We start from the raw sequence: 20,465 nt of genomic DNA, 5'->3' as shown, positions 1-20,465 counted from the left end.
TTGATAAAAAAGAATGTGGAGATCAATTCTCTATCCTGCCGCGGTCTGTGGTCCGTGGACTGTGAACCATAGACTCACCGATTACCAAGCCGGCCATCAATGAGCTCCGTCTTTACTTCTCGCAGCATGCTAACCAATCTGCTATAATCGGAAGTTTTTCTGATGAATCGGTCGGCACCGGAGGCCAAAGCTCTTTTAGCTTCATTGGGGTTGGGTGTGGTAGAGTATACCACCACGGGAACGTTTGAAAATTTCGGGTTGCTCCTGATCTGTTTGAGAACTGCAAACCCATCCATTACCGGCATGTTGATGTCAAGGAAAATGCAGATGGGTAATTTTTGAGTTTTGGCAAGAACAGACAAAGCGTCAACAGGGCTGTGAACGCAGTGGCATTTGCATTCGCTTACCTGGTTGGCAGCATCACAAAAGATATCGCAGTCATCTTTATCATCGTCAATCAACAATACCATAAGTCTTCTTATTAAGGGTTTTTGCAATATTACCGGCGCCTTCATCCAACATGGTGTCAGCCATTAAGTGATGTTTAGCCGTAATGTTTTTTTTAAGAAAGTCCGCAGCTCAAAAAAAGTTTGTAGGCGCGTTTACATTGATGCTTGCCAAACTGACCGCCTCACAGCCAGACCGTACATTAGATGTGCTTCGCTTTGTTTTTCTACCTTCTAATCGCGAGTTCATAAGGACTTTTTCGTTGGAGCCCACCAGCTATAAATTAAAAAATATGCAGGGCTCAGCAGAAGTAAATATATACAAATGTCCTAAAGCAGTTCAAAAGTAATGTGTAGATAATTTACCCCGCGCACGTTCAGGCCGTTAGTTCTTCAGGGGCGGGTGATGGATCAATGGGAAAGAGCTGATCTTTAATTATTTGGATCAAAGAAGTAAAATGTCCTGTTTTCCGTATGAAGCTGTGTACTCCCAGTCTTTTGCACGCAGCCATTTCCCAGTCGCTCATAAAGGTTGAATACATGATGATCCTTGAAACCTTAAAGCACACACTTTTAGCTAACTGCTCCACCACTTCCAATCCGGAAAATTGAGACATCCGGTATTCTAAAAAGATAAAATCAGGACAGGGGTCCACCTTTTCAAAAGCTTTTCGGCGGTTAGCGGTGATCAGGCATTTGATCTCAGGGTCAATTCTTTTTACCGCTTCGCAGAAAATCTCTGCGTCATCAGCGTCGTCATCGATATACAGAATTGTCATGACCTGCTTTCTCCCTTCATTATTTTAACATTCAGCCGCTGCTAATCGTTACAGTGTGTTAAAATTATCTTTCGAGATGTCCCGCCGCAATTATTTTAAGCACATACTGTTAACATTTTATCAACGAGATGGCCGTCTGCCGGGGCAATAACAGTATAATTTTCAGACGAGATATTAAAAGAGGAAGCGATGTTCAGCGAAAGATTTCCTGACCGAAAAGCTAGTTTGAGGCTGTGTGCTGTGTCCGCTGCCAGTACCGTAAGATAACTTCTACGGTTTCGCGTAGCTCCTGCCAGCTATTGCCTTTCTGGAAATAACCTTGAATGTTCAGGCCTCCTGTTTGCGCTACAAACTTTGCCGATGTCGACAGGAAGACAAAAGGGATATGTCTTGGCTGCAGAATTTTACAACTTTCGATCTTCTTTTTAAAGGTTATTCCATCCATCCTGGGCATGTTGATATCAGACACGATCATGAATGGCCGATCGCCTGACTCATACAGGAAATTTAAAGCCGCTTCAGCAGTATTGAACAATTTGATTTCGTGATCAAAGCCAAGTTCGCGCAACACGAGTAACAGTAGTTCCTGATCCTCCTTGTCATCATCGACAAGTACCAGCGGCCTTTGAGCAGACATTTTTTTGCGTTTCAGTTTTCCACTTAAACTCCTGTGTCAGTGCAAAAAGTTCCTGTCAACGCATCAAAAAAAAGTGCTTCGTTTAAGAGCCGCGAAGTGACCGAAGACTCCATTGGGGATTGTTGCCAGACTATCATTGATTGCAACCGGCTGTTATCGGCAACCCGGTAGCTACTGCTGACCTGTACATGAACTGGCAACGGAATTACTACCAGTATTTTTCAAGATGCTGCTTCATGAAGGCAGCGCTGTCTGAAATGCTCTGCATGGAATCTTTGGCAAAATTTCCGCCCTGCTCAATGTAATAGTATTTCATCCCGGCAAGGGGAGCATCCGGAAGGATGACCTTATAGTCAATGGAGCCATTTCCCAGCTCCGTGTAGTCGCGCGTCTTTTTATCCATATCCTTCACATGCCACATCACAAAACGTCCCGGCTGCTTCAGAAATAACTCGTGCGGACTCAGGGGCGAAGAATGCACAGCCCAGTAGAGGTCAATCTGCAGCTTCACCAGTTTTGGATCGGTCTCATTCATAACGATGGTGTAACCATTCTGACCGCCATGATCGATGAACTCGAAATCGTGGTTGTGGTACGCCAGGGTAAGTCCAGCTTTCCGGATCTGTTCACCGATCATGTTGAGCTTCGTGGCAAGCAGCTTGAATTTGTCGATCGACCTGGAATCGGGATCAAGCCAGGGCCAGGTGATGTACGGTTGCCCGAGTGTATGGGCTCCCTGAATGCATTCATCGACATAACGCTTCAGGTTATCGTCAGGAGCGTTGAGAAAACGGAAAAGATCGTAGTGTCCGCTGGTGGTAGTGAGCTGAAGGTCTTCCAGCAGTTTTTTGAAGTCGCTGGCGGGGAAGCCATAATACTTCTGGTTATTGGAGTCGAAGCCATAGGTTTCGAGGTCCTGGTAGCCCAATGCAGCGATGGTTTTCAGCGTGCCCTTTGCATCACGGGCCATGGCATCGCGAACGGTAAAAAGCTGCAACCCCATTTTGAACTTTGCCTTCGTGCGGGGCGCGAGCGCGGCGAGTCCAAAAGCCGACGCGGAAACGAGTGCTCCGGTTTGTAAAAAATGTCTGCGCGTGATGGCGTGAGGTGAAGCTTGCTTCGTCATGGGGTGGCTGGGTTAGTGAACAAAAGTACCGATTTTTTTTTAAGCGAGCCTTGATCTGGTGCATGCGCTACGCGCCAGATCAGAAGTACCCCGATCTGGAGTACCTATGGCACGTGAAATACCAAATACACAATATCCATGGGCTTTACCCATGGATATTGACATTCAGCCCCTTCAGGGCTGGGGGATTGTTAACCTTTAGTTGATTTCTTAACTAATGACGTCGCCCTAACCGGGACTTAGCGTATGTGAGTTCAGGCAAGAATCACCCGTGACTAATTCACTTGCTGCACATCTATATATACCGTTGCTTCATTGTATTCATGGTGGATCTTTTTCAGCACGCCGTTGCCGAAGTACAGGGTAACGTTAGATCTGCCGCGGACGTTTGGGCGTACTTCTGTCTCGAAGGAAAAATTCCATTGCTCGTAGTTGGCCATGTCGGGATCGAAAGGTTTGTTCAGTGTCTTGTTTGGCAAATAGATCTGGTAGTTGCTGTAGGCAGGCATTTGATAGATCGTCACCAGCTTGTCGTACAACACATCCAGCGGATCGCCGCCGAGGATGCTGACACCATCGGAAACCTCCAGTGGCCATTGAAACACTTCTTCAGGCATTCCGCCACCTGCCTCGATCCTGCTTACCTTGTCCTGGTCCAGGTAAAAAATGGCCCGGTCGATCCGCCCTGACGCGGGATTCTGGAGGGTAATGGAGTTATAGAAAGGCAACAGGTCGCGAACCTGCTCCGGTTTTGAAAACGAGTTCCGGCCAACCACGGCCAAGTCAAACACTTTGTCTATGGCAAATTCCTGGAGCTGGCTGTAAACCTCTTCAGGTGTGCTCCCGATCTTCAGGGTCCATTTACCACCCTTCGTGATGTTTTCGATCCGGGGGAATGCATCGTCATCGAGACAGGAGAAAAGGAGCAAAGCCGGGATGATCAGCACAAGTATTTTTTTCATAGGGTTTATATCGTGTGTACCAAGATGCGTTTTTGGCAAACAAGATCAAACTAAAGAATCGGCCAGCGGAAATTTTGGATGATGGAACGGTGAAGACTCTCCGTTCCACCTGGTGCCTACCGGTTCATCTTGAATACATACTGACCGCCAACACTTTTAACACGTCCCCCGGGAGGAGCGTACTGCATCGCCAGGGTCACCGTTGTGGCGGTAAGCTCTTTGACAGCCACCACAACGTTATCGTCGCGTACGATATTGAACAGCGCGTCCGCATCAGAGGGTTGCAGTGTAAAGCTTCCGGATTGGGGCCAGAGCGATGCCGCCGGGTTCGTTACGTTATAGCTCATATCTTTATTAAAGGTGATCGCGAGTTCTTTGAATGCGCCTGTTACGTCCACATCATTTACCGTAACTCTTCCGCTGCGCAGGGTCCATGATCCTGCGAGCTTGTCCATAAAGATCTCCTGCGCACCGGGCTCGTCGCCGCCATCACAACCGGAGAGGTACACCACACTGATCATGATTGCCAGCATGTAAACAGACCTGCGCATATATTGCAATTGTTGAATGTAGTTCATCATTGTTAAAAAGATTATGGAAGCAGCAAACATCCTCCGCTCACTGCTTCCTGCCTGACTTTATTTTTTAACGATACGTTTGGAGACGATACTTTTTCCTGTGCTGATGCTGAGGTAATACACGCCGCTTGTGAGGCTGCCAAGGTCCAGCGTATGCTGCTTTCCGTCAGAGAGCAAAGCGCTCGGGTTGAGCACCACCTTGCCGGTGACATCGCGCACGCTGAAAATATTGTCAGGGCCATGGCTTTCTACCGTGATGTGGTCGATCACCGGATTGGGATACACTTTTACAGCATTATCATAACCTGCTTCGATGCCCGTCACCAGCCTCACAACCAAAGTCTGACTTACCGGGGTGGCAGCGTCGAACTGCGCATTACCCTGCTGCGTAGCCGTGATGGTGGTCTCTCCTGCGCCACGCAAGGTAACGGTGTTTCCAACTACCGTAGCCACGGCCGGGTCGCTGCTCGCATAGCTGATAACAAGCCCCGATGAAGTAGTGGCTGCAAGCTGGAAGTCTGTTTCACCCAGGATCTTTTCAGTAAGCGCCGAGAAAGTGATCGACTGTGTTCTCTTACGGACTGTCAATGTTCTTTCAACGCCCTGGGCACTGGCATAACGTGAATCGCCGGACTGGTTTGCTTTGATCACGGTAGTACCCGCACCCACCAGGGTGATGGTGTTGCCACTAACAGTAGCCACCGCAGGGTTGCTGCTCGTAAATGTCACAGGCAAGCCCGAAGAAGCAGATGCCACGATTGAAAAAGTGCGCTCACCCATCGTACGCTCCTGCAGTGCATCAAATGTGATCGACTGTTGTTTCGGGGTCACGGTAAGGGCACGCTCAACATTGGCCGCCGCGCCATGGTTCTGATCTCCTGCCTGGATGGCCGTGATCGTCGTTGTTCCGGCACCCACAAGGGTAAGCTGATTGCCGCTGACAGTAGCCACTGCGGTATTGCTGCTGGTGTAGGTCACCGTTGCCCCTGATGAAGCGGTGGCGTCAAGTGTAACGGGTGCATCACCAAAGGTTCTTGGGGTAAGCGCATTGAAGGTGATGGATTGGCTGGCTTTGGCGATCACGAGTGTTTTACTCACGGTGGCCGCATAATTGGCATTCTCCAGTTTTGCTTCCACTTCATAGCTGCCGGCATTTACGGGCTGCGCTACAATGTTTCCATCCTGCCTGAAGGTCACGGTAATGTTTTCGAAGTCTGCCGGACCGGAAGTAACTGTTACTGTTTTTGCCATGCCATCGTAGACATATTCCAGCCCGCTTACATTCAAAGTTGCAGGAGCTTTGTTGATCGTGAAAGTTTCAACAGCCGTACCCTCGTAGTTATTATCCTGGATGGTGGCTGTCAGTTCATACGTGCCGGCATTGTAGACACTTACTTCCTCATCGTTCTGGGTATAGACCTCTCTTACGGGCAGGCCTTCAGGTGTGGTGATAATATCGGCCCATTTCTCTTCACCATCATAGGTATGAACGAGGTTCTCAAAACGGATGGTCGCCGTTGCTTTGGCAATGGTTAGTGTACCAGTCTTTATACCGCCATGGGTGGCATCATCGATCACCACCGTCACCTGATATACACCGGCATCTGCAGGATCGCTGACGTCGTGTCCATCCCTGTTGTACGATATCAATGCCGTGAGCCCGGCAGGTTCCGTAATAACATCTACATATTTCGGGGTGCCATCATAAACAGTTGATGTGTTTGTAAGTGCCACAGAAGACGTCAGCCTGAGCAATTCGTATGCACCCATGTTCACCGTGGTGTTCACGATCCTGTTATTACCCAGGATGTCCGTTGCGATACCTGCGGGAATCGCAGCATTACTTCCGGTATTGGCTGCGGGAGAATCACTCAATAAAGCCAGACCGTCATCCAGTGTGAACCACAGGTTGTCGTATCCATCGGCATCATCGCCCTGAGCAAAGGCAGGGTCGGCGTTGATGTTCCCTGCGCCGGTGTAACCTCCCTGCACATCAGAATAAGTGACGTTGACCGTAGCGCTGCCCTCATTGGCAATGGCTTGTGCGCCGCCGCCGGTGTTGCCCCAGATGATGGCGTTTTTCAGGTTGACCGTGCTGGTGTTCCGCATATACACAGCGCCGCCGTCAACGTAGGCATAATTACCGGTGAACGTGCTGTTAACGATCAGGGGACTGGAGTAATTGAAAATATACAACGCACCACCCTGGTAGCTCGACTTGTTGCCTGTGAAAACACTGTTGGCAATCACCGGAGAGCCGTGATCAAAATACATTGCACCACCATAGCTGTTGCTTACACTGTTATTTGCAAACACACAGCCGGTGATAGCAGGGTCTGAATAATATAATTGCATGGCGCCGCCACCGAAGCCTGCATAGTTGTCTTTAAAGATACAACGCGTCACCGACAGGTTCGTGTTCACCTGGCTGCAGATGAGACCGCCACCGTACTGATGTCCGTAAGACATACCCAGAAATGCCGCGGTGAGGTTGGCGTTGCCGCCCTTAATGATGAAGCCATCCAGTACCGTGGGCGATACAATGCCACTGGCCGTCGTGACGTGATAAACATTTTCGCCATTGTTGATAAAGTTGCTTTCATCATTGTCCCACATATCGCCGGTGAGCACGGTGGGATTAGCCGTAAAATCTCTTTCGTTGAGCGTTGACTCCAGGCCCGCGAAACCGCCATAAAGCTTCACGCCGTTTTTGATCAGGAAGGTTCTGGTGCGTGCATCGGCAGGAAATCCGGAGCCGGTGATATCTTTCGTAGGTTTGTATGTTCCGGCTGCCACCCAGATCTCGTCGCCACTCACGGCAACATCAATTGCGCTTTGAAGGTTGTTGAAAGTATTATACCATGATGATCCGTTGCCGTTTACCCATGCCGATCCGTTGACATAGTAACGTACCGCGGGAAGAAGTGCTTCATAAGCGCCCATGTTCACTGTGGTATTAAGGATCCGCGCATTGCCAAGAATGTCGGTGGTGACGCCTGCAGGGATGGCGGCGTTGCTTCCCGTATTAGCTAAAGGTGAAGCAGCACGCAGCGCCAATCCATCATCTGCAGTGCGCCAAAGGTTGTCTGCGCCGTCAGCATCCGAAGCGTTGTGAAAAGCAGGATCTATGTTGATATTGCCAGTGCCTGTGTAACCGCCCTGCACATCAGAGTAGGTGACACCGATCACGGCAATACCCTCATTCGCAACGGCTTGTGTGCCGCCACCGGTGTTGTTCCAGATAACGGAATTCCTGATATCAACGGTACAGCTATTTCTTACGTAGATCGCGCCACCGTTCACCTTGGCATAGTTATCGGTGAATGTGCTGTTGACGATCACAGGATCGGAGTAATTAAAAATATACAGTGCACCACCCTGGTAGTCTGACTTGTTGCCCGTAAAAACACTGCTGGCGATCACGGGTGATCCATGCTCAAAATAAATGGCGCCGCCATAGCTGTTACTCACACTGTTCCCTGCAAACACACAACCGCTGATGACGGGCGCCGAATAATACAATTGCATGGCTCCGCCGCCGAAACCTGCATAGTTGCCTCTGAAGATACAACGTGTCACGGCCAGGTTTGTGTTCACCTGACTCGATATGAGACCGCCGCCATACTGATGCCCGTAGCTCATACCCAGGAACGCCGAGGTGAGGTTGGCATTACCACCGGTGATGATAAAGCCGTCCAGCACTGTTTCAGTAGTGATGGCATTGGCCACCATCACGTGGTACACATTTTCACCGTTGTTGACAAAGTCGCCGCCATCGTTGCCATTGATATCACCGCTGAGGATCGTAGCGTTGACGGTCTCATTTCTTTGACCCAGTGTGGTCTCTGTTCCCGCAAAACCACCATAGAGCTTTACACCGTTTTTGATCACGAACGTTTTGGTACGCGCATCGGCAGGCGTTGTGCTGCCCGCCATGTCTTTAGAAGGTTTGTACGTTCCAGCCGCCACCCAGATCTGATCGCCACTCACGGCAACATCGATAGCGCGCTGAAGGTCTGTGAAAGCGTTGGTCCAGGAGGTACCGTTGTTACTTCCCGACGCGTTCGCCTTTACATAGTACGTACTTTGCGCACTGGCGGAAAATGCCAGCAACAAAGCCGCAGCCCATACCCCGCAAAGCCTGTAAAATTGTGTCATAAATGATAAATGTTAATTGCTTAATCCGTAGTCTATACGGAAGAGCATGGCCGGGGGACCGCCGAAAAAGGGCCGTTTTGGCGGAATGGGCTTCCGGGTTGATAAGTGCAGGTTGTGAGGAATAAGTGATGAACTGGAAAAGTCCATAATCCATGGTCGATAGTCCATGGCCGGGAAGTGTGGGTTTTTAGGGACGGGTTATTGGCCAGGGAGGTTAGCTGGTGTATTTTTTAATGGCTTCGAGGAAGGAAGCCTTTTTTCGTTGCGAGATGGGCACTTTGCTTTTATCGCTCATGACAACGCTGCCACCTTCGGCTTTTACGTACATGGAGACTTCTGCGAGGTTGATCAGCGAGGAATGGTGAACGCGCAGGAAGCCCATGGATTCGGGCAATAACTTTTCAAACTCACCCAGGTTGGTGCTGGTCACGATCTTGCTGCCCTCTTTAACGTAGATCTCGGTGTAGGCGCCGGAAGCCTCGCAGCGGATGATGTGATCGGCTTTGATGAAGATCAATCCTTCGGCCGATGCAATGGCTATTTTCTTATCACCTGCAACGGCGCCTGAAGGAGATGCAGGTTCGGCGCCTGTGCTCTTCTTTTTCTCCATCACTTTTCGCACGGCACTTTTGAGCTCATCGCTCACGATGGGCTTCAGCAGGTAGTCAGTGGCCTGCACCTTCACGGCTTTGATGGCATATTCTTCGTGCGCTGTGGTGATAATGATAGCCGGTAGTGGCTCCACGAGCGACGGAAGCACATCGAACCCGAAAGTATTTCCGATGCGGATGTCGAGGAACAGTATATCGGGATGGTGGCTGTTCACCGCTTCAATGGCTTCGTCAACCGTAGCGGCCAGTGCCAGCACTTCAACTTCGGGGCAGTGCACCTGCAGCAACTGGTTCAGCAGCTCACGGCCCCGCCTTTCATCGTCTACAATAACAGCGGTCAGATTGGTCATGCGGATTGTCTTACTTTTAAAGGTACTTCCAACGTCACCGTGGTACCTGCCTGGGCCTCCAGGACACAGTAAAATTTCCGCGCAGTTAAAAACAGGAACCGATGCATAGGTACAGGTTTCAGAATCTGTAAAGATAAGCAACGGGAGGAGTCATTTTATGAAAATCTTCACCCAGAAAGGGTGATTCCTTACGGCAGTACGGGCCGGCTGAAGATTCAGTCATTCAGCGTGATGAAGATCGATTTCCTTGCTTCGGGCCTTACATTCTTTGTCCGGTGCCCTTTCCCCGTGGTGTCCTCCATCAGCAGGATCTGGCCGCCCCTGAAATTGCGTTTATGCCCGAGCGAAGTTTCGATCTCGATCTCGCCATCGAGCAACACGATATATTGCCGCTGGGGCGCCGGGTGAAAATCCCAATCATAAGAAGGAGCAACTTCCCTGAAGATCACCGACCGCGCGCTCACAGGATCAGACAACCGACCTACGATGCCTGCATCTTTCAGGGGGATCTCCATGTCTTCAAAATGACTCTCGCCCCTGGCGTCGCTGTAAATTCTGGTGACCGTAAACATATCATTGAAAGATCAGCGTGTTAGCAGTTTCGATCTCGTCCTGGTCGATGGTGTGGCCCATGCCCGGGTAGATCTTTTCGGTAACAGCAGCATTCATGGATTTCAGGATGTTGGTGGTGGCATACACCCTTTCAACGGGAACATGCGGGTCAGGATCGCTGGTACCAAGAAACACGGGTGTTCCCTGAAAATCTCCTTTGTAATTCTCCGGGTAGATCTTGTCACCGATCAGCCCGCCGGTGAACGCTGTAACGCCGCCCCATCGCCTGGCGTTGCGGGTAACAAACTCGAGCGTGAGACAGGCGCCCTGGGAGAAGCCGAGGAAGTATATGTTCTCTGACGCGATGCCCGCCTTGTTGACGTCTGAAACCACGTCGCCCAAAAGCGCGAGCGCTGACGACAGCCAGGGTTCGTTTTGCCTGGGTGGCATCAAAAATGAATAAGGATACCAGGTATAATTGGTGGCCTGTGGTGCCAGCAGCGCGAAGTCCTTCACCTGAAGGTAGCTGCTCAGGCCTATGATGTCTTCTGCCGTAGCGCCTCTTCCATGGATCATGATCAGCGCCTTCTTGGCTTCCGTCAGTTTTTTTCCAGCCGTAACGATCTCTTTCTTATGCATATCATTTATACTTTTCAAAGTTCAGTGCAACGGGTGTTACACTTTTTTCAATTTTTTCACGATCGGGCTCAAACCACGCTGGCAGCTTCAACGCCTCGCCCAGGTGAGCCTTGTCTTCATCTTTGGTGAAACCGTCATCTGCTGTCGCCACTTCAAACAGCACACCACCGGGTTCCCTGAAATAAATGGAACGGAAGTACTGCCTGTCCAGCACCGGCGTTGGGTTCAGCATCCTGCCGTTGATCTTTTCTCTCACGGCCAGCTGACTCTTGTTGTCGGGTGTGCTGAACGCGATGTGGTGCACGGTGCCGCTGCCACTCCTTCCTTTAAGACTATCGGGCGCACACAGTATGTCAACATAATTTCCCGGCGTATCCTGCGCGGCAAAACGAAAGCGGTTTCCATTCTCGGCGATCAGCACGTGATCGAGCTGCTCCGTAAGCAGGGCCGCGGTGCGTTCATATCCTTCTTCCCAGATCTCTACATTGTTAAAACCGCGTATGGAGTGTGCCACGGGAATATGGCCGTAGGTAAAACCTTTTCTTGGATCGCCTTCCACAAAGACCAGCTCCAGTCCGAGTCCATCCGGATCTTCCAGGTACACCACCACTTCGCGTTGAAACCGCTCCTGCGGATGCTTGAAATTGATGTCGAATTTTTTCAACCTGGCCATCCAGTAATCGAGGGAAGCCATCGGAAGCGAGAAGGTGGTGGTATTTAAAAAACCTGTCCCATGTCTTCCCCTGATCAGGCCGCTGTATGGAAAAAATGTAAGGATACTTCCCGGGTGGCCGAGCTCGTCGCCGTAGTAAAAATGATACACGTCGGGCGCATCGAAGTTGACGGTCTTCTTTACCAGCCTCAGGCCCAGGATGCCTGCATAAAAGTCGATGTTGCGCTGTGCATCCGAAGCGATGGCCGTAACGTGGTGGATACCGGTGATTAACTTTTCCATATTTGTAACACTATGTTGTTCTCGGGCATTGGGAATCCCGATAGGATCGGGAGGGCATTGGGCATTGACACTTTATCTTCCAAGTCCCCAATGCCCGATACCTTTTTCTATTACCGGATCTTAGTTCAGCACAGGTAATACTTGTTCTATCTTCGCACGGTGACTTTCATATTGTTGCGGCAGCTTCAGGTTCTTGCCCAATTCGTTCACCGGTTCATCAACAGCAAAGCCCGGGTTATCTGTGGCGATCTCGAAGAGCACACCACCCGGCTCGCGGAAGTAAAGCGAGAAGAAGTAGTTGCGATCGATCTTCGGCGTAATGCTCAGGCCATGCTTCACAACTTTTTCACGGAACGCCATTTGTGTCGCTTCATCCTTTACCCTGAATGCAACGTGGTGGATGGTGCCTCCCGCGTTGATCGCCGGAGCTTCGTCAGGCGCCTCGATCAGGTCAACAACTGAAGCATTCGGCACGGCATCGGTCACATACCTGTAACGGTTACCCTCTTTGCCCTGCAGTGTGTAACCGAAGATGTTCGTCAGCACGCTGGCAGTAGCTTCTACCTTGCGCAGCTTCAGCGTGATGCTGTGAAAACCTCTTGTAGCAGCATCAGCTTTTACCTCGCTCGTTTCCCACGGCTTGCGATCGTCTGCTGAAGCGGGAACGATCAGGGTGAGTGACAGTCCGTCGGGATCCTCGAAAGAGATGTAATCTTCGCCAAATCGTTTACCAGTATCCGTGACCTTCACATTGTATTTTTTGAAACGCTCTTTCCAGAAGTCGAGGCTTTTTCCGGGCACGGAATATCCGATGTCGGTTGCCATGCCGGTGCCTGTCTTTCCTTGCTGAATCCCTTCCCAGGGAAAGAAAGTGAGAATGGTGCCGGGCGTTCCTGTTTCATCGCCGAAATAAAAGTGATAGGTACCGGGGTCGTCGAAGTTCACTGTTTTTTTCACCAGCCTGAGACCGAGCACTTTGGTATAAAAGTCGAAGTTGCGTTTGGCGTTTCCGGCAATCGCTGTTATATGATGTATTCCTGTGATCCTGTTTTCCATGATTCGTAATTTTTTATTGCTACGTTGATAACGTGAAATTACTCCCGGAAGATCGCCAAAAGCCTTGAACTAGGTTAAGAAAGCATTGCTCATTTGAGCTTACCGGCCATTCGCCTCCTGATCTTGCTCAAAAATTCAGGCGTGATGCCCAGGTAAGATGCAATGCTGTGCAGCGGCGCACATTCCAGGATGAAAGGATACTTCTTCATAAAAAAACGGTAACGTTCCTCGGCGGTAAGGCTTAAATTATTGATGAGGCGCTGCTGGCTGGCTACAAGCGAATTCTCCACCAGGATCCTGAAAAACCTTTCGAACTTCGGCACCTTTTCGTAAAGCAACAGCTGGTCCTGCTTGGAAAGCAATAACACTTCCGAGTCGGCAATAGCCTCGATGGTCAGCATACCGGGTTGTTGCGAGATCAGGCTGTACATGTCGGCGATCCACCAGTCTTTCAGCGCAAAATTGATCACGTGCTCGCTGCCATCCTTGCCCACGGTAAATCCTTTTAAGGCGCCATCGACGATAAACGTTGAATATTTACAAACTTCACCCTGCTTCAGAATGACGTCCTTCTTTTTCAGATGCCGTGCTTCCAGCATGCCGGTAAACAAACGTTTTTCTTCTTCCGTCAGGGAGATATGTTTGGCAATATTCTGAAGGATCAATTCCAGGTTCTTCATAGGCCGTTCAGGCGATAACTTCACCACCCGGTAAATTTGGTCAACATTCATTGAAAAACAGAATCGAAGACAAAAGAAAACCGGATCTTTGGATCACAAACTCCCAACACCAAAGCACGCGCGATGAAATACATACTGGAAACCGAAAGACTGAGGCTGCGTGAATTCACGTACGACGACTGCGACTTCATCATCGAGCTGCTGAACAGCCCGGGCTGGCTTCAATTCATTGGCGACAGAAATGTAAGGAACCGCGAGCAGGCACAACATTACCTCGAAAACGGCCCGTTCAAAAGTTACCGGGTAAACGGTTATGGGCTGTATATGGTAGAGAAGAAAAATGGCATGGAGGAGAAATCAGCCTTGTCAATTGGAATGTGTGGCATCCTGAACCGGGACACGCTCGATTGCCCCGATATCGGGTTTGCCTTGCTTCCGGATTTCGGCGGAATGGGTTATGCGCTGGAGATAGCCAGGGCTACGCTGGTATATGCGAAAGAGAAACTAGGATTGCAGAAGATCGCCGCCATCACGCTACCTGGCAATGTCAGGTCCATCCGCCTCCTGGAAAAACTGGGGCTGAGCTTCAGGAACAAGATCCACTCCGCCAGTGGCGACGAGCTGCTTTTATACAGCAATTGATCTACTGACTGCCGAGGCCCTGGACACAATTCTTTTCTTCAGTGTCAGCGCCTGGTTCCACTCAGGATTCAGCGCCAAACATTCCATCACCGCGTGAAGCGCCTGCGGATAATCCTTGCGTTCATGGTAGCAATGCGCAAGGCCAAGCCAGTTCTCGGCGGAGCGCTTCTGCATGCGCAGACCTGCCTTGAACAAAAGATATGCTTTCCCAATGTTACCCAGCGCGAGGTGGCAGCATCCCATCTTGAACAATTTCACAGGCGCCGGTGTGTACAAATAACTGAAGATGCACGTCTGGTACTTCGATGGCAGGGTAGGCAACAGCCGATGATAACATGCCAGCGCATCGCTGTAATGACCTGCGGCAAAATGAAGATCGCCTTTGACAAGCCACGCCAGTGACTGATCTTTTACGAACGCGAAGCTTTGTTTCAGGAAAAGCAGGGCTTCATCAGGTTTGCCATGGTGCACGTAGAGAGATGCGGCATGACAACAGGCAGTTGCCCTGATATTGGTTGGTATCCATCCTGAGAGGGTAACGCGCAGGTAAGTTGCCAGCGCTTCACCCGTGCGTTCAAAGTACCATTGTGTTTTAGCTTTGTGCAGCAGCATCCAGCCATCATCACCATCTCCTGCGAGGTAGGACTCGATCATCTCCAGGTATTTCTTTTGCTTGGCATCGATGTAAGCGCGTTCCGATAAAAAGATCCGGTGATGCAGTCTGGCACGTTTCAGTATACCGATCTCAAATCCGGCTTTCAGTATAGAAGCATCCACGGTTTCATGAACGGTGTACTCAAACCGGACCTGGGCATGGTTCCTGAATAGCCGCACCAGGCCGATGGGCACGGATTCGATCTTGCCGGAGTCTTTGTGCCTGAAGATCTCCGTACGCTCCATGAGAAAACCTCCCGTCTTTTTTCCGGTCAGGTAACGAAGCCTGAATTTCAGCAAGGCGGCGTTGTGCAGTGTTTCGTCGGCATCCAGGAAGAGGATCCATTTGCCCCGGGCCTGTGCGATGAGCGTGTTCCTGGCAAAAGAGAAATCCACCCAGGGCTGCTGCGTCACACGGCAACCCGCCGCAGTAGCAATCGCTACAGTGTCGTCTGTTGAATAAGAGTCGAGAACAAGGATCTCATCGGCAACACGTTTTACACTGTTGATACAATCGCCGATGAACTGCGCTTCATTTTTTGTGAGGATACAAACAGAAAGAAAGATGCGCGAAGAAGATGACATGATAAAAAAAGTTGTCTCAAAAACACATCACCACATTGCAGTGACGATGGCCTTGAGACAACCGGTCTTAAGAATGATAAAATGAACCAGGTTTCTCCTGTTGTACAACCACACCTTTATCCGCCTGGTCAGCCTGGCCTGCATCTGACAAGCCAAAAACTGAAATGAGCAGTGAGATTAAGAAATACATAAAAATTAATTTTATGAAAGATAGTGGTTTTCAAGTATCCCTGTTTCAGGGAAACACAATAAAAAATGCATCTACTCCTTTTTGAGTAAGTAGACGATGCTTTATCGGTGGGGTCAGTTTTTGCGAGTGATTTCTCTCGATCATCGAGCTTGCTGCTATGCGCCATGATAAAGTTACGCACCGATCACGATCGAGCGTGACGCAGTTCCTCATCTCACCCATAACCCGCGGCTTCACCGCGGGTTATGAATATTAAGCCCCTCTCGGGGCTTGGGAAATGAGCATCGAAGCGGCGAAGTTTGAATCAATAACCACACACCATTGACCTTCACCGTTAATAACCCGATTGAAACGCGAGAAGCGAACAAAGGCCTGGAGGGCGTTAATGTCAATATCCACGGGTGAAGCCCGTGGATATTGTGTTTGGCATTTCACGTGCCACAGAAATTTGGATCGAGGGATACAATTTCTGGCACGTAACGTGCGCTCTTGATCTGTGGACGGATACTTTTTTAAGCCACCAGCTCTTCAAGCGCACCGAAGGCGTGATCGATCACTATCTTCCAGGTGCCATCGGGTTGCTGACGCATGACCTCGATACCTTTGGCACTTACTTTCACTTCTTTGCCATCGGTGATGTTCCATTCAGACCTACCCACGGCGAGGTTGCCTGTCTGGAGACAATACACGGTTTTGATCTCCATCTTTCCTTTAATGGAGAGGATCGCTTTTACGGCTTCTTCAAATTTTTCTTTGCCTGAAACCGATTTGCCGGGCTCGGGTACAATGATGCCGTTCACATCATACATGCTCAGTACGGTGGCTACGTTACCGGTGTTGAAGGCTGCTGCGAGTGTTGCATGCGCATCTTCTGCGCGTTTTGGTAAATTCATGGTTTTTGTTTTTATGGTTGAAAAATTGTGTTTCAAAGACTAGAAGCCAGGAGTCAGGAGTAAGGAGCCAGGAGGCCTTCGATCGGAGACCTGACTCATACCTCGTTCCCGATAGCTATCGGGATCGTACTTCGTACCTGTCTTGCTGGTGAAAGAAATTCTTACGAAAAAAGTGGCGCAAAACTTTTGTCCGCGAGAACTGCCTGTGAGAGCTCACCTGCTTGAGTATACACCTTATTAAAGAGGAACGGCCCCATGCTTGCGCGTTTTACACCCAGGCCGTTCAGGGTATCGAGGCAGGGAAGCCCGGGGATACACATGACATTGAGTGGTAAGCTGGTATTGTTCAACGCTTCTGTGATATCCTGCGCATGGCTGATGCACGGCAGAAAGATCCCGTCGGCACCGGTGTTCCCGTATATTTCCAGACGTGCCGCAGTTTCCTGCTGTTTATTCTTAACGTCCAGGATATACGTGTCGCAGCGGATGTTGACGAACAGGCCTGTTTTCCTTTTCTCCAATGCGTTCTTGATGGCTTCTACGGTTTTTGCGAATGTATCCGCTTTCTGTAACGAACGTTTCGATCCGCTGATGACGGAGTCCTCGATGTTGATACCTGCCACTCCCATGTCGGCAAGCTTTACTACATTTGCCGCGATCTCATCGTTCGTGCGGCCATAACCGGTTTCGAGATCTACGGTCACTGGAATTTTTACCGATGCCAGAACGCGACCGATCACAAAGAGGTAATCTGAAAATTGCATCTGCTCGCCATCCTCATATCCCAGGCTACTCGCGACCGCGGCACTCGAGGTACCTACGGCCTGAAACTGTTTCTCCTGGAAGACCATGGCGCTCTTCGCATTCCACACATTGGGCAACACAAACAAGCTATCCGCCTGATGGAGGGCTTTGAATTTTTTAAACTGTGACGACATACCGTTTTGTTTTTAATTTGTTAAATATTATTCACACAGATCCATACAATTCAGAAACAACGATAGGCATCGCGCAACTGAGTGCCTGGCGTACAGATCACATCATTTGATGATCTCTTGCTGTGTGTGAAACAAAGGTAGAATGCCATGGAGGGCATTCATTGTACAAAACGGAACTGCTTAATTATTTACGAGGGCAACGGTGAGCGGAGAATTTTCAGACGCATAACCTGAAGGTGTAAGGCCTGTAAAAGATTTGAACTCCCAGATAAAATGTGATTGATCAAAATATCCGCAGTCGTAAGCGATGGAGGTAAGCGATGAATCCTTTCTGGTGACCAGGCGGAGGCTATTCTGAAAGCGGTTGATCTTGCTGTAGAGCTTCGGAGTGAGTCCGGTATATTGTAAAAACAATTTCTGCAGGTAACGTGAGGTGATGCCATACCGTGTGGCGATGTCTTCGATCTTGTCGAAAAAATCTTCACGTTTGATCTCGTGCATGATGTCACTGACCATGGCTACCTTGTTATGTCTTCTTTCTACCGGCGAAAGCTTCTGTAATAAAAATTCTTCAACAAGGCTGATCCTTTTATTCCATTCGGCGGTTTCGAGCAATCTTGTATGGAGCGCGTTCACCATACTGCCGGAAACATCCATCAGATCAACGATCTGGTTGTTGAACTGTTCGATGTTCTCTTTCAGGAAATAAGCCGCGGCATGTGGAAAGAAACGGATGCCCAGCATGGTGTTCTTTCCGACAGATTTGACCATCAACGGCTTTGTGATCTGGCCCCACAGCTCAATGGAGGGCGTGGTAACAAAATCGCCAGCGGCAGCGGTCTGCCAGTGGCCCGTACCCAGGTTGAAAATGATCTCCATACATCCGCTGGGAAAAACGGTATCCTCGAACGACGCCGTGGAATCAGCCTCGTAGATGTAATAACATTTCACATACGGCTTCAGCCTGCTGCCCGGCACTATTTCCTGGTACTTCATAAACGTGCGATTTTACTGCAAAACCTGATAGCGGAAAACAAAGATACAAAAATGCGTTGTCTCAAACTTATGCAAGCGATCCCTGCCGGAATTGTACAAAACGGAACAAAGCGAAAAATAAACTGTACGGGTAAAAACAAGATTTGCTTTGAAGCATATGGGGTTTTGTTCCCGCTGATTGCGCAGATGAGCGCAGATGGTAATTGAATTTAATCAGCGTGATCTGCGGGAAAATTTTCAGGATTTTGAGAAAGTGGTGCTTCTATTTTGGCCTTACGGGAATCCAGAACTCTTCTTCAGAAGCGGGATCGCCGTTTTTGTATTTCTCGCCGAGCAGCTCGAAGTGCGGCCGGTTATCGAGCACGTAATCTGAACCTGGCAACCACGTGCCGAAAATATACTGAAACACCTGGGGGCCTGTGCTGGCGTCTCCTTTGTGAAAGAATACGGCGTAAAGTCCTCCCGGCAAAGTCACAGTCTCCATACCTTCGGGCACTGTGTTATGATCAACAACCTCTATCGCAGCCCATTTCTGAAACTCGGTGGCCGGATTAAAATTCCGGAAATAAGAAGGATCATAAATCTGCATGGAATAAAGCTCCGATCCGATATTATTTGTGATCGATCTCCGGTTCTGCATAAAGCTGCGCCACAGCTCACCCGTTCTGTTATTGGATAACGACATCCGTAACTGTTTGCCGATCAGCTTCTTTTCTTTGAGGGTTTCGATTCTTGGTGTCATCGCAGGTTGAATAAGTATCAGAAGATGATGTTTGTTTTACCGGTACAACACCGGCTGGGTCCATGCCATCTCCACTTCATTTTCCCGGTAGGGATTTGGTTTCATTTTGCTGGAAGTAATGCGCGCGCGAACAAACAGGTGTTGTGCCGTGAGCTGAAAACTTGCTTTCGTTCCCGTGACAGTTTTGAGCACCTTTGCCTGTTCGTCATCCGTTGTAGCGCCGATGAACTCAATGGTATACGTAACGCCGGCCTCCCCTGCCACTTCTACCGAAAGTGTTTTCTTCTGAACCGATACATCTTTCAGGGTCACGCCTGACGACGAATAAAAATCACCACGCTCCATCGCCTCTATCAGCGCGCCGGCTTCAAGCGAAGTGGCGTACACCATCACCCACCCGCGGCCTGCATTACTGTAAGCGGTACCAAACTGATGGTAGCTGTGGCTGTCATCACTGCCCAATCCCAGCAGCAGGGGTTGTTGTCTTTTGAAATAAGCGACGTTGATCTCATCCCACATCTGCTCCGTGCCGGGGTGAAGCGAATCGCCCTCGTTGTGCACCAGCGGATGGCCATTGTATACTTCAAAGAACCGTTCGCCGTGCAAGCCGATCATATCCTGTGTGGTGATGGCGTAATAAAAGTTAGGATGGTTGATGTGCGGAAACATCGGGATGCCGGTCTCCTTGCGCTGCGCCAGCACGGCATCTACGTTGCGCTGCATGGTCTCCATCACACTGCTTCCACCCTGGGGCGGCAACACATTTTGTAGATTGGTAGCACAAAGGTGGATCGGCTTGCCTTCAAAACGGTCCGTGATCTCTTCTGCAGGCACGATGAGAAAATTTTTATCTTCGAAACGTTTCTTGTATTCGGGATACGTCTTGAGCTTCACATGGGTACGCCCCGAGTCTACTTTATAGGTCACCCATTCAGGACCGAACTTGGCGAGATACCTGTCGAATGCTTCCGCATACATCCTGCTTTTCACAACCTTGATCCACTTCTCGCCACGGGCCATGGTGTTATGATCAGAGAGCGCCACAAAATCATAGCCATGCGTTTTGTACCAGTCCAGGATCATCTCCGGAAATTCATCGCCGTCACTCCAGTAAGAGTGGGTGTGCAGATTGCCTTTAAACCAACGCTTCGTTTGACCAGGATTTTGACCAGGATTTTTAGGATTAACAGGATTTTCAGGATTGGTGAGGAGTAACAAGGTGCTGAGGAGCAGTGATAAATAGGAAGTTGTCATACGGGCAAAGTAAATGCCTGACAATATAGTGAAAAGTCACTA

General features: G+C 49.7%; 21 protein-coding genes. 1 reads left to right on the top strand and 20 read right to left on the bottom strand.

The features are described from left to right. Positions 1 to 74: 74 nt before the first annotated feature. The 13 genes from KK083_RS07165 to KK083_RS07105 all read right to left on the bottom strand — a co-directional run bounded on the left by KK083_RS07165 (position 75) and on the right by KK083_RS07105 (position 13,580). A complete protein-coding gene (locus KK083_RS07165; RefSeq protein WP_254161958.1) occupies positions 75 to 470 on the bottom strand; it encodes a response regulator in 396 nt (131 codons plus the stop codon). A gap of 353 nt (positions 471 to 823) precedes the next feature. Then, positions 824 to 1,225: a response regulator gene (locus KK083_RS07160; RefSeq protein WP_254161956.1), complete on the bottom strand. Its 402-nt coding sequence runs from the start codon at positions 1,223 to 1,225 to the stop codon at positions 824 to 826. Positions 1,226 to 1,445: 220 nt separating this feature from the next. Beyond that, positions 1,446 to 1,862 carry a response regulator gene (locus KK083_RS07155; RefSeq protein ID WP_254161954.1) on the bottom strand — a complete coding sequence of 139 codons (417 nt, stop codon included), beginning with the start codon at positions 1,860 to 1,862 and terminating at the stop codon, positions 1,446 to 1,448. A gap of 208 nt (positions 1,863 to 2,070) precedes the next feature. Further along, positions 2,071 to 2,988 (bottom strand): sugar phosphate isomerase/epimerase family protein, encoded by a 918-nt coding sequence (locus tag KK083_RS07150; RefSeq protein WP_254161952.1) that lies wholly within the window; start codon positions 2,986 to 2,988, stop codon positions 2,071 to 2,073. A 275-nt stretch (positions 2,989 to 3,263) separates the two neighbouring features. Then, the gene (locus KK083_RS07145) at positions 3,264 to 3,950 is read right to left on the bottom strand and encodes a hypothetical protein (RefSeq protein WP_254161950.1); all 687 of its coding nucleotides are present in this window, start codon (positions 3,948 to 3,950) and stop codon (positions 3,264 to 3,266) included. 116 nt (positions 3,951 to 4,066) lie between these two features. Then, the gene (locus KK083_RS07140; protein WP_254161948.1) at positions 4,067 to 4,531 is read right to left on the bottom strand and encodes a hypothetical protein; all 465 of its coding nucleotides are present in this window, start codon (positions 4,529 to 4,531) and stop codon (positions 4,067 to 4,069) included. Between the two features lie 57 nt (positions 4,532 to 4,588). After that, complete coding sequence (locus KK083_RS07135; RefSeq protein ID WP_254161946.1) at positions 4,589 to 8,686, bottom strand: MBG domain-containing protein; 4,098 nt, start codon at positions 8,684 to 8,686, stop codon at positions 4,589 to 4,591. Between the two features lie 214 nt (positions 8,687 to 8,900). Then, positions 8,901 to 9,647: a LytR/AlgR family response regulator transcription factor gene (locus KK083_RS07130; RefSeq protein WP_254161944.1), complete on the bottom strand. Its 747-nt coding sequence runs from the start codon at positions 9,645 to 9,647 to the stop codon at positions 8,901 to 8,903. Positions 9,648 to 9,862: 215 nt separating this feature from the next. Then, positions 9,863 to 10,219, bottom strand: a complete 357-nt coding sequence (locus KK083_RS07125) for a cupin domain-containing protein (protein WP_254161942.1) — start codon at positions 10,217 to 10,219, stop codon at positions 9,863 to 9,865. Position 10,220: 1 nt separating this feature from the next. After that, on the bottom strand, positions 10,221 to 10,838 hold the full coding sequence (locus KK083_RS07120; RefSeq protein WP_254161940.1) for an alpha/beta hydrolase: 618 nt from the start codon (positions 10,836 to 10,838) through the stop codon (positions 10,221 to 10,223). A 1-nt stretch (position 10,839) separates the two neighbouring features. Continuing rightward, positions 10,840 to 11,793 carry a VOC family protein gene (locus KK083_RS07115; RefSeq protein WP_254161938.1) on the bottom strand — a complete coding sequence of 318 codons (954 nt, stop codon included), beginning with the start codon at positions 11,791 to 11,793 and terminating at the stop codon, positions 10,840 to 10,842. 120 nt (positions 11,794 to 11,913) lie between these two features. After that, positions 11,914 to 12,849: a ring-cleaving dioxygenase gene (locus tag KK083_RS07110; RefSeq protein WP_254161936.1), complete on the bottom strand. Its 936-nt coding sequence runs from the start codon at positions 12,847 to 12,849 to the stop codon at positions 11,914 to 11,916. Positions 12,850 to 12,938: 89 nt separating this feature from the next. Next, positions 12,939 to 13,580: a Crp/Fnr family transcriptional regulator gene (locus KK083_RS07105; protein ID WP_254161934.1), complete on the bottom strand. Its 642-nt coding sequence runs from the start codon at positions 13,578 to 13,580 to the stop codon at positions 12,939 to 12,941. Positions 13,581 to 13,652: 72 nt separating this feature from the next. On the opposite strand from KK083_RS07105, the gene KK083_RS07100 reads away from it, so the two are divergent. Further along, on the top strand, positions 13,653 to 14,171 hold the full coding sequence (locus KK083_RS07100; protein ID WP_254161932.1) for a GNAT family N-acetyltransferase: 519 nt from the start codon (positions 13,653 to 13,655) through the stop codon (positions 14,169 to 14,171). On the opposite strand, the gene KK083_RS07095 is transcribed toward KK083_RS07100, so the two are convergent. The 7 genes from KK083_RS07095 to KK083_RS07070 form a co-directional block, all read right to left on the bottom strand. After that, positions 14,157 to 15,410 (bottom strand): glycosyltransferase, encoded by a 1,254-nt coding sequence (locus tag KK083_RS07095; RefSeq protein ID WP_254161930.1) that lies wholly within the window; start codon positions 15,408 to 15,410, stop codon positions 14,157 to 14,159. The two genes, KK083_RS07100 and KK083_RS07095, sit on opposite strands and share 15 nt — an antisense overlap. A 67-nt stretch (positions 15,411 to 15,477) precedes the next feature. Beyond that, positions 15,478 to 15,600 (bottom strand): hypothetical protein, encoded by a 123-nt coding sequence (locus KK083_RS32470; protein ID WP_262899466.1) that lies wholly within the window; start codon positions 15,598 to 15,600, stop codon positions 15,478 to 15,480. A gap of 512 nt (positions 15,601 to 16,112) precedes the next feature. Further along, positions 16,113 to 16,493, bottom strand: a complete 381-nt coding sequence (locus tag KK083_RS07090; RefSeq protein WP_254161928.1) for a YybH family protein — start codon at positions 16,491 to 16,493, stop codon at positions 16,113 to 16,115. 161 nt (positions 16,494 to 16,654) lie between these two features. Continuing rightward, positions 16,655 to 17,431: an isocitrate lyase/PEP mutase family protein gene (locus tag KK083_RS07085; protein WP_254161926.1), complete on the bottom strand. Its 777-nt coding sequence runs from the start codon at positions 17,429 to 17,431 to the stop codon at positions 16,655 to 16,657. A gap of 180 nt (positions 17,432 to 17,611) precedes the next feature. Beyond that, entirely contained in the window at positions 17,612 to 18,427 is an 816-nt protein-coding gene (locus tag KK083_RS07080; RefSeq protein ID WP_254161924.1) for a response regulator transcription factor, read from the bottom strand. Between the two features lie 262 nt (positions 18,428 to 18,689). Then, entirely contained in the window at positions 18,690 to 19,169 is a 480-nt protein-coding gene (locus KK083_RS07075) for a GyrI-like domain-containing protein (RefSeq protein ID WP_254161922.1), read from the bottom strand. Positions 19,170 to 19,205: 36 nt separating this feature from the next. Continuing rightward, positions 19,206 to 20,423, bottom strand: coding sequence for a PHP domain-containing protein (locus KK083_RS07070; protein ID WP_254161920.1), 1,218 nt, complete (start codon positions 20,421 to 20,423; stop codon positions 19,206 to 19,208). Between the last annotated feature and the right edge of the window lie 42 nt (positions 20,424 to 20,465).

It is taken from the genome of Chryseosolibacter histidinae (assembly GCF_018598225.1).
Lineage (GTDB): Bacteria > Bacteroidota > Bacteroidia > Cytophagales > Cyclobacteriaceae > Chryseosolibacter > Chryseosolibacter histidini.
The sequence above is the reverse complement of the archived record's forward strand: the minus strand, read 5'-3'. Positions and strand labels throughout refer to the sequence as shown.

What these genes read in the sequence shown, in the direction of transcription:
- KK083_RS07145 (WP_254161950.1), bottom strand. Translation starts at nt 3,950, where the DNA reads ATGAAAAAAATACTTGTGCTGATCATCCCGGCTTTGCTCCTTTTCTCC.
- KK083_RS07095 (WP_254161930.1), bottom strand. Translation starts at nt 15,410, where the DNA reads ATGTCATCTTCTTCGCGCATCTTTCTTTCTGTTTGTATCCTCACAAAA.
- KK083_RS07155 (WP_254161954.1), bottom strand. Translation starts at nt 1,862, where the DNA reads ATGTCTGCTCAAAGGCCGCTGGTACTTGTCGATGATGACAAGGAGGAT.
- KK083_RS07150 (WP_254161952.1), bottom strand. Translation starts at nt 2,988, where the DNA reads ATGACGAAGCAAGCTTCACCTCACGCCATCACGCGCAGACATTTTTTA.
- KK083_RS07135 (WP_254161946.1), bottom strand. Translation starts at nt 8,686, where the DNA reads ATGACACAATTTTACAGGCTTTGCGGGGTATGGGCTGCGGCTTTGTTG.
- KK083_RS07160 (WP_254161956.1), bottom strand. Translation starts at nt 1,225, where the DNA reads ATGACAATTCTGTATATCGATGACGACGCTGATGACGCAGAGATTTTC.
- KK083_RS07070 (WP_254161920.1), bottom strand. Translation starts at nt 20,423, where the DNA reads ATGACAACTTCCTATTTATCACTGCTCCTCAGCACCTTGTTACTCCTC.
- KK083_RS07075 (WP_254161922.1), bottom strand. Translation starts at nt 19,169, where the DNA reads ATGACACCAAGAATCGAAACCCTCAAAGAAAAGAAGCTGATCGGCAAA.
- KK083_RS07130 (WP_254161944.1), bottom strand. Translation starts at nt 9,647, where the DNA reads ATGACCAATCTGACCGCTGTTATTGTAGACGATGAAAGGCGGGGCCGT.
- KK083_RS07085 (WP_254161926.1), bottom strand. Translation starts at nt 17,431, where the DNA reads ATGTCGTCACAGTTTAAAAAATTCAAAGCCCTCCATCAGGCGGATAGC.
- KK083_RS07125 (WP_254161942.1), bottom strand. Translation starts at nt 10,219, where the DNA reads ATGTTTACGGTCACCAGAATTTACAGCGACGCCAGGGGCGAGAGTCAT.
- KK083_RS07115 (WP_254161938.1), bottom strand. Translation starts at nt 11,793, where the DNA reads ATGGAAAAGTTAATCACCGGTATCCACCACGTTACGGCCATCGCTTCG.
- KK083_RS07100 (WP_254161932.1), top strand. Translation starts at nt 13,653, where the DNA reads ATGAAATACATACTGGAAACCGAAAGACTGAGGCTGCGTGAATTCACG.
- KK083_RS07080 (WP_254161924.1), bottom strand. Translation starts at nt 18,427, where the DNA reads ATGAAGTACCAGGAAATAGTGCCGGGCAGCAGGCTGAAGCCGTATGTG.
- KK083_RS07165 (WP_254161958.1), bottom strand. Translation starts at nt 470, where the DNA reads ATGGTATTGTTGATTGACGATGATAAAGATGACTGCGATATCTTTTGT.
- KK083_RS32470 (WP_262899466.1), bottom strand. Translation starts at nt 15,600, where the DNA reads ATGTATTTCTTAATCTCACTGCTCATTTCAGTTTTTGGCTTGTCAGAT.
- KK083_RS07105 (WP_254161934.1), bottom strand. Translation starts at nt 13,580, where the DNA reads ATGAATGTTGACCAAATTTACCGGGTGGTGAAGTTATCGCCTGAACGG.
- KK083_RS07140 (WP_254161948.1), bottom strand. Translation starts at nt 4,531, where the DNA reads ATGATGAACTACATTCAACAATTGCAATATATGCGCAGGTCTGTTTAC.
- KK083_RS07120 (WP_254161940.1), bottom strand. Translation starts at nt 10,838, where the DNA reads ATGCATAAGAAAGAGATCGTTACGGCTGGAAAAAAACTGACGGAAGCC.
- KK083_RS07090 (WP_254161928.1), bottom strand. Translation starts at nt 16,493, where the DNA reads ATGAATTTACCAAAACGCGCAGAAGATGCGCATGCAACACTCGCAGCA.
- KK083_RS07110 (WP_254161936.1), bottom strand. Translation starts at nt 12,849, where the DNA reads ATGGAAAACAGGATCACAGGAATACATCATATAACAGCGATTGCCGGA.